The 15,909-nt window shown below is 63.3% G+C and carries 9 protein-coding genes; 1 reads left to right on the plus strand and 8 read right to left on the minus strand.

The features are described 5' to 3' along the window. Positions 1 to 54: 54 nt before the first annotated feature. Entirely contained in the window at positions 55 to 1,593 is a 1,539-nt protein-coding gene (locus ACYG9Z_RS04475; RefSeq protein ID WP_023714801.1) for a trimethylamine methyltransferase family protein, read from the minus strand. Between the two features lie 217 nt (positions 1,594 to 1,810). Here ACYG9Z_RS04475 and ACYG9Z_RS04480 point away from each other — a divergent pair, with 217 nt between their 5' ends. Further along, positions 1,811 to 2,401 (plus strand): transglycosylase SLT domain-containing protein, encoded by a 591-nt coding sequence (locus ACYG9Z_RS04480; RefSeq protein ID WP_023682203.1) that lies wholly within the window; start codon positions 1,811 to 1,813, stop codon positions 2,399 to 2,401. A 56-nt stretch (positions 2,402 to 2,457) separates the two neighbouring features. Here ACYG9Z_RS04480 and ACYG9Z_RS04485 read toward each other — a convergent pair whose 3' ends face one another. The 7 genes from ACYG9Z_RS04485 to ACYG9Z_RS04515 form a co-directional block, all read right to left on the minus strand. Beyond that, entirely contained in the window at positions 2,458 to 2,895 is a 438-nt protein-coding gene (locus tag ACYG9Z_RS04485; protein WP_023682204.1) for a TA system VapC family ribonuclease toxin, read from the minus strand. Beyond that, a complete protein-coding gene (locus ACYG9Z_RS04490) occupies positions 2,892 to 3,119 on the minus strand; it encodes a hypothetical protein (RefSeq protein ID WP_023668191.1) in 228 nt (75 codons plus the stop codon). Before ACYG9Z_RS04490 ends, ACYG9Z_RS04485 begins: the two co-directional genes overlap by 4 nt. A gap of 142 nt (positions 3,120 to 3,261) precedes the next feature. Then, entirely contained in the window at positions 3,262 to 5,478 is a 2,217-nt protein-coding gene (locus ACYG9Z_RS04495; protein ID WP_023668190.1) for a dipeptide ABC transporter ATP-binding protein, read from the minus strand. A gap of 48 nt (positions 5,479 to 5,526) precedes the next feature. Then, positions 5,527 to 6,684 carry an ABC transporter permease gene (locus ACYG9Z_RS04500; protein ID WP_023682205.1) on the minus strand — a complete coding sequence of 386 codons (1,158 nt, stop codon included), beginning with the start codon at positions 6,682 to 6,684 and terminating at the stop codon, positions 5,527 to 5,529. Between the two features lie 13 nt (positions 6,685 to 6,697). Further along, positions 6,698 to 7,732 carry an ABC transporter permease gene (locus tag ACYG9Z_RS04505; protein WP_023668188.1) on the minus strand — a complete coding sequence of 345 codons (1,035 nt, stop codon included), beginning with the start codon at positions 7,730 to 7,732 and terminating at the stop codon, positions 6,698 to 6,700. Positions 7,733 to 7,955: 223 nt separating this feature from the next. After that, positions 7,956 to 9,608, minus strand: a complete 1,653-nt coding sequence (locus ACYG9Z_RS04510) for an ABC transporter substrate-binding protein (protein WP_023668187.1) — start codon at positions 9,606 to 9,608, stop codon at positions 7,956 to 7,958. Positions 9,609 to 9,860: 252 nt separating this feature from the next. After that, on the minus strand, positions 9,861 to 15,908 hold the full coding sequence (locus ACYG9Z_RS04515; RefSeq protein ID WP_023752968.1) for a translocation/assembly module TamB domain-containing protein: 6,048 nt from the start codon (positions 15,906 to 15,908) through the stop codon (positions 9,861 to 9,863). Between the last annotated feature and the right edge of the window lies 1 nt (position 15,909).

Consider the following 15,909-nt stretch of genomic DNA (forward strand, 5'->3'; position numbering starts at 1 on the left):
TTGAGGAGATAAGGTGAATCAGAAAGGCAGCGCCGCGCGCCGACGCTGAAAAAGTCACGGCTCGCCCTGCCCGATCGCTTCCTTGCGCCTGGCCACATACGCCTCCAGCGCCTCGCGCACGGCGATATCCATCACCGGCTCGACATAGTCTTCCAGCGCCTTCTTCCACAGCCGGGTCGCGCGCGCCGTCGTGTCGAGGCCGCCGGCCTCCTGCCATGCCTCGTAATTCTGCCAGTTGGACAGTATCGGCTGGTAGAAGGCGGTGGCATAGCGTTCCAGCGTGTGCGGTTCGCCGAAGAAATGGCCGCCGGTCGGCACCGCGCCCAGCGCCTCGACAGCAAGCTCCGCCTCGTCGACGACGATCGGGCGCAGGAATTCCATCATGTGCTGGATCATCTCGACATCGATGATGAGCTTTTCGAACGATGCCGTCAGCCCGCCCTCCTGCCAGCCGGCGGCATGATAGACGAGGTTGCCGTGGCCGAGCACAGCGCCCCACAGCGCCATCAGCGTCTCGTAGGCGCCTTGCGCGTCCGCCGCATTCGATGCCGACCCCGGTGTCGTGCGGTAGGGCAGATTGTAGCGCCGCGCCAATTGCCCCGAGGCGATGTTGGCCTTGGTGTTCTCCGGCGTTCCGAAGGCCGGCGCGCCCGACTTCATGTCGACGTTGGAGGTGAAGGCGCCGTACATCACTGGCGCGCCGGGGCGCACCAGTTGCGTCAGCACCACGCCGAACAGCGCCTCGGCATTCTGCTGCGCCAGGGCGCCGGCGAGCGTCACCGGGCTCATCGCGCCCATCAGCGTGAACGGCGTCACCGCCACCGACTGGCCGAACTCAGCCATGGTCATCAGCCCTTCGGCCATCATCTCGTCGAAACGCCGCGGCGAGTTGACCGAGATGATGGTGGCAATGCCGGGATCATCGCGCATCTCGTCCAGCGTCAGCCCGCGCGCGATTGCCATCATCTCGATGCCGTCCAGCGCCCGGCCTCGTCCGATCGCCGAGACATGGAACGATTTGTCGGTCAGCGTCAGATTGGTGAAATAGGTATCCATGTGCCTGGTGTTGGCCGGCAGTTCCACCGGCGCGCAGACCTGGTTGCCGAGCATGTGGATGCAGTTGAAATGCTGCGCCAGCCGGGTCAGATCGGCATAGTCGTGCAAGTTTCCGGCGCGCCGGCCGCGCTCCATGTCGTGCACATTGGGCGGCCCGGCGACGAGGGTGAAATTGATCGTGTTGCCGCCGAGATGAATGGTGTTGGCGCGATTGCGCGGCGTCAGCCGATAGCTGGACTGCGTGGTCTTCAGCGCCTCGGCGACAAGGCCCCGGTCGATGCGGACGTTCGCCGTTGCATGGTCGACCTTTGCGCCCGCCTTCTCGAACAGCGCCAGCGCCCGCTGAGACATCACCTCGATGCCGAAATTTTCCAGAATATGCATCGACGCCTGGTGGATCGTTTCGACCTGGTCGACTGAGAGCATCGCCATCGGCGGATAGGGATTGGTCACCCGCCGCAGTGGAAGTTGCGGGATGGCGGCAGGCCCCCGGTTGCTGGTTCGCTCCGCGCCGCGCTTTCGTCTTGGTTCATTCATGCCTGGCATCAGAGCGCCGGCATCCGGATATCGCTGTCAGAAATCCGCCCTTCGCGGGCGTGATTTTAGCCAAGGCGGCATTTTTGAATTCGTATGGAGACAGAGGCGACGCAAAAGGTCGGAATAATGATACAGGTCCCACTCAGCGGAGCCGGGCCGGCAAGCCGTTAAGAAACGCCGCAAGATTCCCTTTATGATTTCAGCCTATCCGTCTTCCATGCGTAGTTCGAATTTGAGTAAAATTGTAGCGGTTGGCGTGCTGCTGGCTTTGCCGGCCTGCGCGACGCCGCCCAACCATATCAACAATGTCTGCGCCGTCTTCGACCAGAACGACGGCTGGTTCGACAACTGGCAGTCGGCCGCCGAGCGCGCCTCGCAGAAATACGGCGTCCCCGTCCCCGTGCTGATGGCGACGGTGCGCAAGGAATCCGGTTTCAAGAGCAATGCCAGGCCGCCGCGTACCAAACTGCTCGGCTTCATTCCGTGGAAACATGTCTCGTCGGCCACCGGTTTCTCGCAGGCGCTCGACGGCACCTGGTCGCAATATCAGAGCGAAACCGGCAGCTGGGCGGCGCGGCGGACCAAGTTTGCCGATGCCGTCGATTTCGTCGGCTGGTATCATTCCAAGACATCAGACACGTTCGGCGTCGCCCGCAACGACACCTACAATCTCTATCTCGCCTACTATCTCGGCTGGACCGCCTACGGCCGCGGCAACCGTGGCGATGCCGGCGTGCAGGGCTATGCCAGGGCGACCGAAAAGATGGCCCGCGACTATGCCGAACAGCTGCAGCAATGCGGCAGCTGACGTTGCCAAGCGGTCTTGCAGCCACGCAGTTTGCGATCGAAGCAGAACTCAGCCATTCATTCGCTTGGGATCAGGTGGAGGATCGACCTCCCTCCCTTTACCGCTGCCGTCGACAGCTTTCGGTCAAACGTCGCCAATTGGCCGTCACGCGCCTTGGCGAGTCCCAACAAATAGCTATCCGTTACCTGTGCCGGGGTGAGGATCCTGGCTGCATCGATGTCGTTGGAACCGACAAGGCTGATCTCGTCAGGCCAGAACTGATGTCCTGAAAGGGCATGCAGCTTGCCGACAATCTGCGCCACCACGGCGGGCGAACCCGGAGAATTGGGGTATTTCGGGTTGCTTACAATCCTGATGACGCCATTCTCGGTAATGGGACATGTTGCCCATGATAAATGCCCGGTGGATTGAAACCACCGATGGGCATCTTCATGCGCGACGTGAGCCGGATCGATCAACGCAATCAAGACATTGACGTCGAGCAGGAAGGTCACGGCAATTCGTCGCGAAGCGCATTGACCATTTCGAGATCGACCATCGGGCCGTCGGGCCGCGATGCAAGCAAGGGGATGCCGTTGCGTTCACCGCCGGTCGGTGGCCTGCGCAGTGAGCGGCGAGCCAGATCGGAAATGACATCGCCAACGCTGCGATCCTGCTGTCGCGCCATGGCCTTGGCCGCAAGTAGGACATCGTCATCGATTGCAAGTGTGGTTCTCACAATATGCTCCCTATCGCGCATCAAACATCACGCATCACATAAAGCAATGGACAGCAATATTCAAGCGAACGTAGCCTGTCGTTCCTTGAGCTATGGCGACGCTGCGGCAATGCGCCAACGAGCGGCATTGCCTCTTGGCTGGTCAGCTCGGCTTCTTGCCATGCGGGCGCTTCGGCGGTTCGCCGGCGAAACCGGGGCCGATCCCATCCGGTGCGTCTTCCGGCACGCCCTCATGCGCTGCGTGTTCCCTGTCGAACTTGATCACCGGCTCCATCGTCGCCAGCACATCGTCCGACAGCCAGCACAGGCTCATATGGCCATCGCCGAGATGCTTCACCGGCGGCACCTTGGTCTCGCACAGATTGTCCGGCACCAGCCTCTTGTAGCCGCAGCGCGTCTGGAACGGGCAGCCGCTCGGCGGGTTCATCGCCGACGGGATATCGCCTTCGAGCACGATGTGCCGTTTGACCACGCTGGTGTCGGCGATCGGGATCGCCGACAGAAGCGCCTCGGTGTAGGGGTGGTAGGGCGGCGCGAAGATCTGGTCGGTCGTACCCTGCTCGACGATGTAGCCGAGATACATGACGACGACCCGGTCGGCGATGTAGCGCACGACGGACAGATCGTGACTGATGAACAGCATCGTCGTCTTGTTCTTGCGCTGGATGTCCATCAGGAGCTCGGTCACCGCCGCCTGCACCGAGACGTCGAGTGCCGACACCGGCTCGTCGGCCACCACCACCTTGGCATCGCCGGCAAAGGCGCGCGCCACGCCGATGCGCTGCTTCTGGCCGCCTGAGAGCTGACGCGGCTTGCGCGTCTCGAAGGCCCGCGGCAGCTTCACCAGGTCGAGCAGCTCCAGCATGCGCTTGCGCCGCTCGGCGACATTGTTGCCGACTTTGAATTTTTCCAGCGTGCGGATGATCTGCGAGCCGACGGAGTGGCTGGGATTGAGCGTATCGAACGGGTTCTGGAACACCATCTGGATCGACGACACCGTTTCGACGCTGCGCTTCTCGATGCCGGTCGACTGGATCTCCTTGTTGCCCAGCGTCACTGTGCCGGCACTTGCCGTCTCCAGCCCCAGCAGGACCTTGGCCAGTGTCGACTTTCCACAGCCGGACTCGCCGACGATGGCGACGGTCTCGGATTCGCGCGCCATGAACGAGATCGTCTCATTGGCCTTGACGACGCGGCCTTCGCTGGAGCCGAACACTTCGCTGCCGCCGACCTTGTAGTATTTTCTCAAATCCTCGATCTTGAGCACCGGGGCGCCGGGCACGACCTTCTCATTGACCTTCTTGGCGCCGGGAGGCAGCGCTTCCCAGTCGATCTCGTTGAAGCGCACGCAGCGCGAGAAATGCCCTTCGTGACCGGCGACCTCGATCATCGGGATTTCGGCGGCGTTGCAGACGCCCTCGACGAAATGGTGGCAGCGCGGCCCGAAATTGCAGCCCTTGGGCCGCTCATGCGGCAGCGGCAACTGGCCGGGGATAGAGATCAGCGGCCGCGAATTCTTGTCGGCGCCCGGCAGCGGAATCGAGCGGAACAGCCCTTGCGTATAGGGGTGACGCATCCGGTCGAACACGTCCTTGATCTTGCCGGTCTCGACCGCTTCGCCCGAATACATCACCGTGATGCGGTCGCAGGTCTCGAGGATGAGGCCCAGATTGTGCGACACGAAGATCATCGACGTGCCGAACTTCTCGCCCAGCCCCTTGACCAGTTCGACGATGCCGGCCTCCACCGTCACGTCGAGCGCCGTCGTCGGTTCATCGAGCAGAAGCAGCGCCGGCTTCGACAGCAGCGCCATGGCAATGACGATGCGCTGCTGCTGGCCGCCGGACAGCTGGTGCGGATAGGAACGCATCATGCGTTCGGGATCGGGCAATCTCACCGAGCGCACCATTTCGAGCGCCCTTTTGTAAGCCTCTTCCTTCGACACCTTGTCGTGGATCAGCGGCACTTCCATCAATTGCTGGCCGACCTTCATCGCCGGATTGAGGCTCGCCATCGGCTCCTGGTAGATCATGGCGATCTTGTTGCCGCGGATGGAGCGCAACTCCTCGTCGGACAGCTCGCCCATGTCCTTGCCCTGGAACTTGATCTTGCCGCCGACGATCTTTCCGATGTTGGAGAGGTCGCGCATGATGCCGAGCGACACGGTCGACTTGCCGCAGCCGGACTCGCCGACGATGCCCATGGCTTCGCCCGGCATCACCGTGCAGGAAAAGTCCATGACGGCAGGGATCTCGCCCTTGCGGGTGAAGAAGGAGATCGACAGGTTCTCGATCTCGATGATCGGCGCAGCGCTTGGCCCAAGGGTCGGGTTGCCGGGATTTCGAACTGCCTCATTCATGGGTCGCTCCAATCCTATTTTTATGCTCGCGGGGCCGAAACCCGCAGATCAGTCTTTCATCGATTGTTCGCGCAGCGAGTCGGCAAGCAGGTTCAAGCCCAGCACGAACGACATCAGCGCGATTGTCGGCGGCAGCGCCGGGTGGATGAACGAGCGCAGCAGGCGGCTGGCGTCCTTGATCGCGGTGCCCCAATCCGGGCTCTCCGGCGCCAGGCCCAGCCCGAAATAGCCGAGCGTGCCGAGCAGGATCGTGGTGTAGCCGATGCGCAGGCAGGCATCGACGATCAGCGGTCCGCGCGCATTGGGCAGGATCTCCCACAGCATGATGTACCAGGGCGATTCACCGCGCGTCTGCGCCGCCGCCACATAGTCGCGCGTCTTGATGTCCATCACCAGGCCGCGCACGATGCGGAACACGCCGGGGCTGGAGGCGAACACCACCGCCACGAAGATGTTGAGCTGGTTGGGATCGATGTGGATGATCTTGAACGGATCGGCGTCGAACACCAGGCCGGCATAGACCCAGCCGCCGATGACCAGCGTCAGCCCGAGCAATATATAGAGGCGGTCCGGCCGGTTCTTGTAGCGGGTCCAGAACAGCACCGAAAAGAAGATGATCGGGAACAGGAAGAACAGCCCGGCCATGGCGTAGGGGATCGGCGTATCCATGATGCCCGGCGTCACCAGCAGGTAAAACAGCAGGATCACCGGGAAGGCCAGCACCAGATTGGCCAGGAAGGACAGCACAGTGTCGATCCGGCCGCCATAGTAGCCGGCGGGCAGACCGAGCGTAATGCCGACCATCAGCGCGAAACCGGTCGCAGCCGGTGCGATGATCAGCACGATCTGGCTGCCATAGACCATGCGCGAAAAGACATCGCGGGCGAGCTTGTCGCCGCCGAAATAGTAGATGAGTTTCGATACCGGCTCGAGCGCGCCCGGCAGCGCATCCTTCATGATCGGGACCTGGGCGAGCGGATCGAAGGGCGCGACGGTCGACGCGAAGATTGCAGTGAACAGCCAGAACAGGCAGATGCCGACACCGACAATGCCGACGCCGCTATCGAACAGCTGGCCGTAGAGGCCTAGCCTTTTCTTGTAGGCGAAGCTCGCTCCCATCACCAGGGCAAGCCCTAACCAGACCGGCCAGAAACGCCCAATCACGCCGAGCACGACATTGAAGGCACCGATATATTCGACCTGCATCTGCCCCAGCCCCCTATTGAACTCTGATACGCGGATTGAGGAACGCGTAGCCGACATCCGAGATGAGCTGCGTGATCAGCACGATGAACACCGAGACCAGTGAACAGCCAAGCAGCAGATCGATGTCGTTGTTGCCGGCGGCTTCGACCAGCGTGTAGCCAAAGCCCTGGTAGCGGAACATCACCTCGACGATGACGACGCCGGTAAGCAGCCAGGGAAATTGCAGCATGATGACGGTGAACGGCGCGATCAGCGCATTACGCAGCGCGTGCTTGACGACGACGCTGCCGAAGGAAAGCCCCTTCAGCCGGGCGGTGCGGATATATTGCTGCGTCATCACCTCGACCATCGAGGCGCGCGTCATGCGGGCGATGTAGCCGATGCCGTAGATCGCCAGCGTCATCACCGGCAGGGTGAAATTGTAGAAGGTGATGCCCTGGCTTGCCGAGGCGGCCGAACCGTTCAGCCAGCCGAGCCAGGAGGCGAAGATGACGGTGAAGATGACGCCGGACACATATTCGGGCGTCGCCGTCGACGCGATCGAGGCGACGGACAGCGTTCGGTCCGTTCGCGAGCCCTCGCGCATGCCGGCCAGGATGCCGATCAGCAGCGAAATCGGTACCATCACCAACAGCACGCAGAGCATCAGAATGCCGGTGGCGGCGAGTGCGGGGAAGAGCTTTGACGCAACGGAGGTTTTGAACTTCGTCGAGCAGCCGAAATCACCTTCCAGGATGCCGGAGAATTTCGGCTCCAGCGGATCGTTGCAGAAGGAGAAACGCTGCGTCGGCTTGCCGGTCGCCGGATCGGTCACCGGTTGCTTCGGGACGACGCCCAGCCATTGCCCGTAGCGCACGAAGAAGTTCTGCCGGTAGCCATGGTTGACCAGCCAGCTTTCGAGCTGTTCGGCCGATGTGTGCATTTCGGTCTGGCTGATCGCCAGCTTCTTCAAATTCGGCTCGAGGTTGATCAGGAAGAAGACGATCATCGTCAGGCACAGCATCGTCAATGCCATGGTGCCGAGACGCCGGATTACGAAAGAAAGCATGGCGGTCCCCTGCCGGTCTGGTTGGGGTTGGAGCCAGTTCGAAAAACCAGCTTTGCCGTTGCCGGCAGAGTTGGCCGTCAAATCGGCACTCGGATGCAATCAACCCAGTTTTATTGAACGGTCTTTCAGGAGAGTCCGCAACTTTTTGCTGCGGCGGCTTCCGGTTCTGGACCAAGCGAGGCGTGACGGGAAGGAGCGAAGCGCCCCTTCCCTGACGTTCCGATCACGCCTGGTCGAGCCAGACCTTGCCGTAGTCGCGCTCGAAGGTCGGATGCATCTTGTAATTCTGCACCGCCTTGACCGAGTGGCTGTAGAGCTTGCGCCAGTATGGCTGGATCATGATGCCGGAATCCTGCAGGATCTGCTCGATGTCCTTCATCATCTCCTTGCGCTTGGCCGCATCGGCAACGGCCAATGCTGCATTGAGCTTGGCATCCCATTCGGGGTTGGAATAGGCCGACTCGTTCCACGCCTCGCCGGTGCGGTAGCCGATCGCCAGAACCTGAACGCCGAGCGGGCGCATGTTCCAGTTGGTCATCGACAGCGGATACTTGGTCCAGTCGTTCCAGAACGTCGAGCCCGGCAGCACCGTGCGCTTTACCTTGAGGCCGGCGTCGCGCATCTGCGCGGCGATGGCGTCGCCGGTATTCTTGTGCCAGTCTTCGTCGACCGTGATCAGCTCATGCTCGAAGTCGGCCTGGCCGGCTTCCGCCATCAGCGCCTTGGCCTTGGCCGGATCGCGAGCGACTTTGGGCAGCTCGTAATATTCCGGGTGGATTTGGCAGACATGGTGGTTTTCAGCCACCGTGCCGGCATTTCCGTAGCCAAGCTGCAGGACGACATTGTTGTCGACCGCGAGTTGCAGCGCGTTGCGTACCTTCTGGTCGCCGTAAGGCTTGTTGTTGATGTTGGTGCGGCACACGATGGTCGACGCGGTGACGATTTCGGACTTGACCAGGTCCAGTCCGTCGAGGATTGACACATAGTCGGCCGAGGTCTCGAAATTGGTATGGACTTCGCCGGCCTCGAAGGCACTGACCATGGCTGCCGGATCGGTGCCGTAGTCGACGAATTCGATGCCGTCGAGGAACACCTCGCCGTCCCACCACTTGTTGTCCTCGCGGCGCTTGTAGACCACCTTCTGGCCGACATCGTAGGAGACGAGCTCGAACGGGCCGGTACCGATCGGGCAGGCTTTGAAGTCGCCGCCCTTCTCGTCGAAGCTCTTGTGCACGATGAGGCCGGGATAGTCGCACATGTTCGGAATGAGCGCGATGTCAGCCTTGCCGAGCTTCAGCTTGACGGTGTGGTCGTCAACCTTGGTCACGGCGCTTTCGTCGAGCTTGTCGTCCTTGACCAGCGTGCCGAGACGGCCAGGCATGGAATTGCCCTCGGCCTTCTTGTCGGCCCAGCGCTTGAGATTGAAGATGACGTCATCGGCGGTGAAGGCATCGCCATTCGACCAGGTCACACCCTTGCGCACATGCAACGTGTACTCGGTGGCGTCGTCGTTGACCTCCCAGCTCTCCAGAAGGTACGGGCGGAACGTGTATTCGCTGGTGTACTTGACCAGCGGCTCAAGCGCCTGACGCTCGGCATTGGCGATTTCCGACCAGTCGGCCTTGCGCGGATCCTTGGGATCCTTGACCCATTGCGCGACTTTAAGGATGCCGCCCTTCTTGCCCTGCACCTCTTCGGCCCTGGCTTGGGTCGGCACGGCTACGCCGAGCATGCCGTAGGCCATCGCAGTCGACGCGCCGAACACGCTCGCCATGGCGAGGAACTCGCGGCGATCGACTTTGCCTGCCTTGGCTTCTTCGGCCATGGCCAGGATGTGATCGGGAACGCGATCGCCATTACTCTTGTAATTTGTCATACCTTAACTCCCATTGTTGGCTTTCCGCCTTTTAACATTCCGCATCCCTGCCGTGATGTCAAAGACGGCATGGCTACGGAACCTGTTAGGGAATGTGCAACTTTGAAAAGGGAGCGGTTCGCGTGATAACGACAGACTTGGCGCAAAAGTGCTAGCGCGCCCAGATTCCGCCGGAATCTGCTTAGGCGAGTAATTGATACATTTGGGCGGGTTGACACAGCGCCAGTTCCGGTGGCGGTAAGGGCCAGGAACTCAATATTCCTTTTCGTAGAATATGCCGCCCTTGGCCTCGCCGCCATCATTGGCCTCGCCGCGCAGCTTGACGCCGCGTCCGACATTGAGGTCGATCGTCGCCTTGCCCGACCCTGGCCTGTCGCCTTTCTGGATCGTCACATAGGTGCGGTCATTGAGGTACTTGCCCGCCGACACGGCGGTGCCGCCCTGGTCATCGGTGGTCACATCCAGGTCGTCGACGCCGATTGCACTGCGCAGGTTTTCGAGCAGCGAGGTCGAGCCGCCGACGCCGGCCAGTTGGCCGGCGGCCTCGGCCAGCTGCGCGATCTGCAGCGGCGACAGGTTCGACATAGAGCGGCCGAAAATCAGCTGCGCCAGCACCTCGTCCTCGGGCAGCGCCGGCACCGATGAGAAGTCGAATTTCGGATTGGTCGCTTCGCCCGAGACGACGATGGTGACGGTGGCGCTGGTCGTGGTCGATGTCGCGGTCAAGTTGAGGTAGGGCACCAGCGAGCCCGAAAAGCCGACCGTGCCTTCGGTAAAGGTCAGCCGCTTGCCGAGGATCGACAGCCGCCCACGCTGCAAGGTGAAGGTGCCGACCGCCTGCGGCGAAGCCGCCGGGCCGGTCAGCCTCAGCGAACCGCCGAACTCGGCATCGACGCCCCTGCCCTGGATGAAGATCTGGTTCGGCGCATTGACCGTGACGTCGAGGACAAGCCCACTGCCGCCACCACCGCTGGCCGCCGCCGGTCGCAAGGCCTTGTCCTGCGCCCGCACGGAGGCGGGCGCGTTCTTGTGCTTGACACCGAGCGCTGCCAGCGAGCCCGGCAGCTTATCGGGAACGGTGATGACGGTCTTGGCCAGATTGACGGTGCCCGAAATCACCGGCGCCGAGGTGAGCGGCCCCTTGATGGTCAGGTCGCCGCCGAGATTGGCTGTCACCACCCTGCCGTCGGTATAGCGGCCGTCAACCAGCTTGATAGACAAATCGGCTGGGAAACCTTGCGCCGGATTGATGCCGAGGGTGCCGGAGGCCGACAGGCTGCCGCGTGTCGACAGCGTGCCGGTCAGCCGGTTGATCCGGGCAACGCCGTTGCCGATCGAAATGTCGGCGGCAATGTCGTTGACGGCAAGGCCGGAGCGCGCGTCGACCAGGCGGGCGCCCGACGTGCTGACCGTGCCGCCGATCACCGGCGACGCCGCCGGGCCGCGCATCTGGATATTGACGTTGGCGGTGCCGCTGAGCGACAGGCCTTGCGCCGCAAGCTTGGCGGCCAGGAAGGAAAATGGCACCTTGCCGTTGAAGTCGAGCACCAGCGCTGGTGTGCCAGCCGTCGTCACCGTACCGCCGCCCTTGAGGCCAAGCCCGGCGCCGTCGCTGATGTCGGCGTTGAAGGTGAGCTTCTTGCCGGCAAATGTTCCCGACGAAGAGATATTCATGCCGCCAAGACCGGCGCTGCGCGTCTGCGAGGTCTGCACCCCGCCGGCATCGATATCGAAGGCGACAGCCGGATTGCCCAACGCGCCCGTCACCTTCACAGTCCCTGAAATCGAACCGGCGGCCTGGAGGCCCGGCGAAAAACTGTTGGCCAGCGAAGCCGGCACCTTCGACAGCGCGGCACTGATGTCGAGTGCCTGCCCGACCTTGCCGGTCACCGTCGCCGTGCCGCCACCGAGATTGAGCACCAGCTTGTCCAGCGTCGTTGTGCCGTTGGCGATGCTGACGGTCGAGGCCTGGGCGATGGCCGCCTTGATGCCCTGCACCGTGGCCTGGCCGGAAGCGAGTTCGATGGTGGTGGTGCCGCCAGCCACCTTTATCCTGCCCGCAGCCTTCGCCGGAATGCCCTTGACGGTGGCGCCGCCGGAAAACCCGGTCCAGTCGCCGTCGCGCTTCAAATCGACATCGATGCCGCTGATGGCGGTGCCGCCGGAAATGACGCTGTCGGCGCGAATTTTGCCCGAGATGACCGGCGCGGCGAGATAGTTGGCGACCAGCGCATCGATCGACACCGTCTTCGCCTGCAGGTCGCCGCGCGTAATCGAAGCGGTCGCAGCCTTGACGGCGACGTTCGGGCCATCCGCGGTCTTTGAGAAGGCGATGGTGCCGCGCACGTCGCCTTCGGCCTTTTCCAGCGCCAGCGCCGCCAGGGGCCCGATATCCGGCAGGTCGAGCGCGATGGTGCCGACCGGCACGAAAGCCTCGTCGAGCGCAAGGTCGCCGGAAATCTTGTTCTTGCCGAGCGACAGCAGCAGGCCGTTGATGGCGCTCTTGCCGTCCGCCGTCGCCAGCACCGCGCTGCCTTGCAGCGCCTGCCCAGCAACATTGCCGGTCAGTTGCACATTGGCCGCCGGATTGGCGGCATCGGCCTTGCCGGTGGCGGTCAGCTTCAACCCGGTGATTTCGCGTTCCGCCACGAGAAGCCGGTCGCTGCTGACCGTCAGCGACAGATCCGGGGCCAGGCTGGGCCCCTGCGCGTTGAGTGCAAAGCTGATCGCGCCTTTGGCATCTTTCGACAACAGCGAGATGTCGGCCAGTGCACCCTTGATATTTGCGCTAAGCTTGTTGTCGGCGAGGCTGGCCTGACCGTCCGCGGTCAGTGCGCCCGACGCCAGCGTGACCGGATTGGCGCTGACATTGCCATTGGCATCCCGCTTCAGCGTGGCGCTGAGCTGCGTGCGCTCTGCCAGCACGCTGCGCGCCGCCGCCGGCAACGCCGCCGACAGCACGTCGGCGTTGAGGTTGAGGTCGATTGCTCCATCGGCAAAGCCGACACGGCCATTGAAGGCGCTGCCCAGCGCATCGCCCTGCACCGAGCCGCTGTCGATGGTGATCGCATCGGCCGCCAGGCTGCCCGCGACCTTGGCGGTGACTTTGCCGGCGATCAGCGGTGCGATGGTCGGATTGTCCAGACCGATCTTGTCCGCCGTCACCGTGCCCGAGATCGGACCGGTGCGGCTTCTCAGATCAAATGCATCGGAATGCAGCGCAAGCGCAATGCCCTCGACCTTGGCGTCATCCGTCGCCACCGAAGGCAGTACCGCCGAGATGTCGAGCTTGGCTTGCGCAGCCTGCCCGGCCGCCTTCACCGACAGCGCCTGCAATTCGAGCTTGATCGGGCTTTCCGCGCTGCCCAGCGTCAACGGCAGGCTCGGACCGGACGATGTCAGATCGAGCGCGAAATCGCTGGCGCCGTTCGGGTTGACGGTGCCGGCGGCCTTGCCGGAGATTTTTTGGCCCGACAGCGTCGCCTGATCCAGCACGACGCCGCCGGCCGTCGAATAGCTGCCGGCCGCATCGACATCGAGCGGTCCGAGCCCGGCCTGACGGGTCTGGCTGGTCTCGGCGCCGGCCAGTTTTGCATTAAAGCGAATGTCGGGATTTGCTGACGGCCCGGTGATTTGCGCCGTGCCGTCGAGCGTGCCCGCGGCATCGAGGCCGGGCGAAAAGCCATTGGCAAGCGCAGCCGGCAGCGCCGAGAAGGTCGCCGCCAGATCGAGCGTCTGGCCCACCGTGCCCGACAGCGTCACCGAGCCGCCGCCGAGATCGACTACCAGCCTTTGAATGTTGGTTATGCCATCGGCAATGGTCAGGCTCGACGGCTCGGCGATCGCCACCTTGATGCCGCGCACCGTCGCCTCGCCGGACGCGATCTCGACGCTGGTCGCGCCCCCGGCAATCTTCGCCCGCCCGGCAGCTGTCGCCGGAATGCCTGATATGGTTGCGCCGCCGGTGAAATTCGTCCAGTCGCCGTCACGCTTGAGGTCGACGCCGATGCCACTGACGACGGTCGTTCCCGAGGTCACGCTCTCGGCCTTGATCGTGCCGGAGATCGCAGGGCTGTTGAGATAGTTGGCGATCAGTGCGCTGACGGTGACTGCCTTGGCTGCCACATCACCGCGCGCGATCGACACGCTGGCTGCATTGATGGTGACAGTGGGAGCCTCGCCGTCTTTGGCGAACACCACGGTGCCGCCGATATCGCCGGCCGCCGTCTGCCCGGCCAGCGACGCCAGCGGCGCGATATCGGGGGCGGAGATCGTCAGCGTCCCCAGCGGCAGGAATTTTTCATCGAGCGTGAGGTCGCCCGACACCTTGTTGTCGCCCAGCGCTACGCTGAGCCCCTTGATGGAGCGCTTGCCATCGCTCGTCACCAGCGCCGCCTTGATGGCGAGCGGCTGTTCGTCGACCGCGCCGGTCAGCGAGACATCTGCGGCCGGGCTCACAATGTCGGCCTTGCCCGATGCGGTCAGCTTGATGTCCTTGACGGTGCGGCCGGAGGCCGTCAGGCTGGCACTGTCGGCCGAAACCGAGAAATCCGGTGCGTTGCGCGCGCCGCTTGCCGTCAGCGCGAAATCGACCCCGCCGGCGATCGGCACGCCGACCAGCGAAGACAGCACCGAGACGTCGCCGAGCTTGCCCTTGATGTCGGCCTGGATATCGCTGCCTTGCGCGCTGGCGGTGCCGCTGGCGCTCAGCGAACCGGAAGTGAGTTCGATCGAGTTGGCGGCGAAAGAGCCCTGCGGATCGCGCGTCGCGGTCGCCGAGAATTTGACCCGTTCGCCAAGCAGTGAACTGATCTGCGGCGGCAGCGCCGTCGACACCGCATCGGCATTCATCTTGAGCGTCATGGCGAGGTCGGCCAGCGCCACCTTGGCCGTCAGCCCGGCATTGAGCGCATCGCTGCGCAGCGTACCCTCATCGAGCGAGATCTCATCCTTGCTGATCGAGCCGGAAAGAGAGGCCGTCAGCTTGCCGGTGACCAGCGGGGCCAGCGTCGCGACGTCGGTCTTCAGCCCGGCCGCCGCCAGCGACACGCTGACCGGGCCGCTGCGGTTCTCGATGTCGAAACCGTCGGAATGGATCCGCGCATCGAGATTGTTCACCTGAGAACCGCCCGCAACCACCGAGACGAGCGAAGCGCTGGCGTCAATCATCGGCGCCTTGCCGTCACCGAAGGCGCGCGCGGTCACATTGTTGATGGCCACCATGATCGGCTGCGCCTGGGTACCGGCATTGACCGTGACCGGCTTGGCTTTGGCCACGAGTTCGACCGAAAGGTCGCTGGCGCCGTTGGGGTCGACCATGCCGGCAGCGGTACCATGAACTGCGTCGCTCTCGATCGCAGCGCGCTCGATGTCGACGCCGCCGGCCGCGGTCGCGGTGCCGGCTAGGTCGAAGCTGGTCTTGCCGGCAAACAGCGACTTGAACCGTTCCGGCAGGAAGCCTTCGAACGAACCGTCGCCCTTGGCCTCGATCCGGTTGCCCTTGTCGGTGAGCTGGTGCCGGCCGGTGAGCTGGGTAACGATCTGACCGTCGACCATGAAGGTGCCGATGCCGCTCCAGTTGGCCAGCGGCCCGGTGCCCGAGACGACGATGTTGACCGGCGGCGCGCCGGGTAGCTTGAGCAGGTTGGCGATGATGCCGCCGGCCGGCTCGGAAGCCTTGAGATCGAGGTCGAGCTTGTTTTCATCCGGCGCGAAGTGGATGTTGGCGTCGACATTGCCTTGCTTGCCGTCATGGCGGGTAACGTTGAGCACCGTCTGGATCGCCAGCGGCGACGCATCGACCTTGGCCGATCCCTTGGCCGCAAGTTCGGCAATGCCGCTGCCGGCAAGTTGCTGGCCGAGCGCGATCTCCGGCAAATCGATCGCTCTGATATCAAGCGAAACCGGCAGGCCGGTCGACCCGCTCTTGCTCGGCTCGGTGCTCGCCACAGGCAGCCGTGCCAGTTCTATCCGTTCGGCCGCTATGCGGTCGGCGCTGAAATTCTTCGACAACAGCGCCAGCGGCGACCAGTCGACGGCCACCTTGCGGGCCACCAGCCACGCGCCCTCGCGGTCTTCCAGCACGACATGGTCGACCGTCAGCGCGCCGGACCAGATACCGTTAATGCCGCTGACCCTGACTTTGCTGTCCCTTGACGAGGCCATGTCAGAGATGATGCCGGCGAGATTTTCGCGGCCGCGCTCGGTCTTGGTCAGCACGACCAGCGCGCCGATGCCCGCCGCCGCCACGATCAGCAGCGTGTAGAAAAACAGGCGAAGGATGCGTTTCAAAATCTTCATC

This window comes from Mesorhizobium sp. RSR380A, from assembly GCF_054719385.1.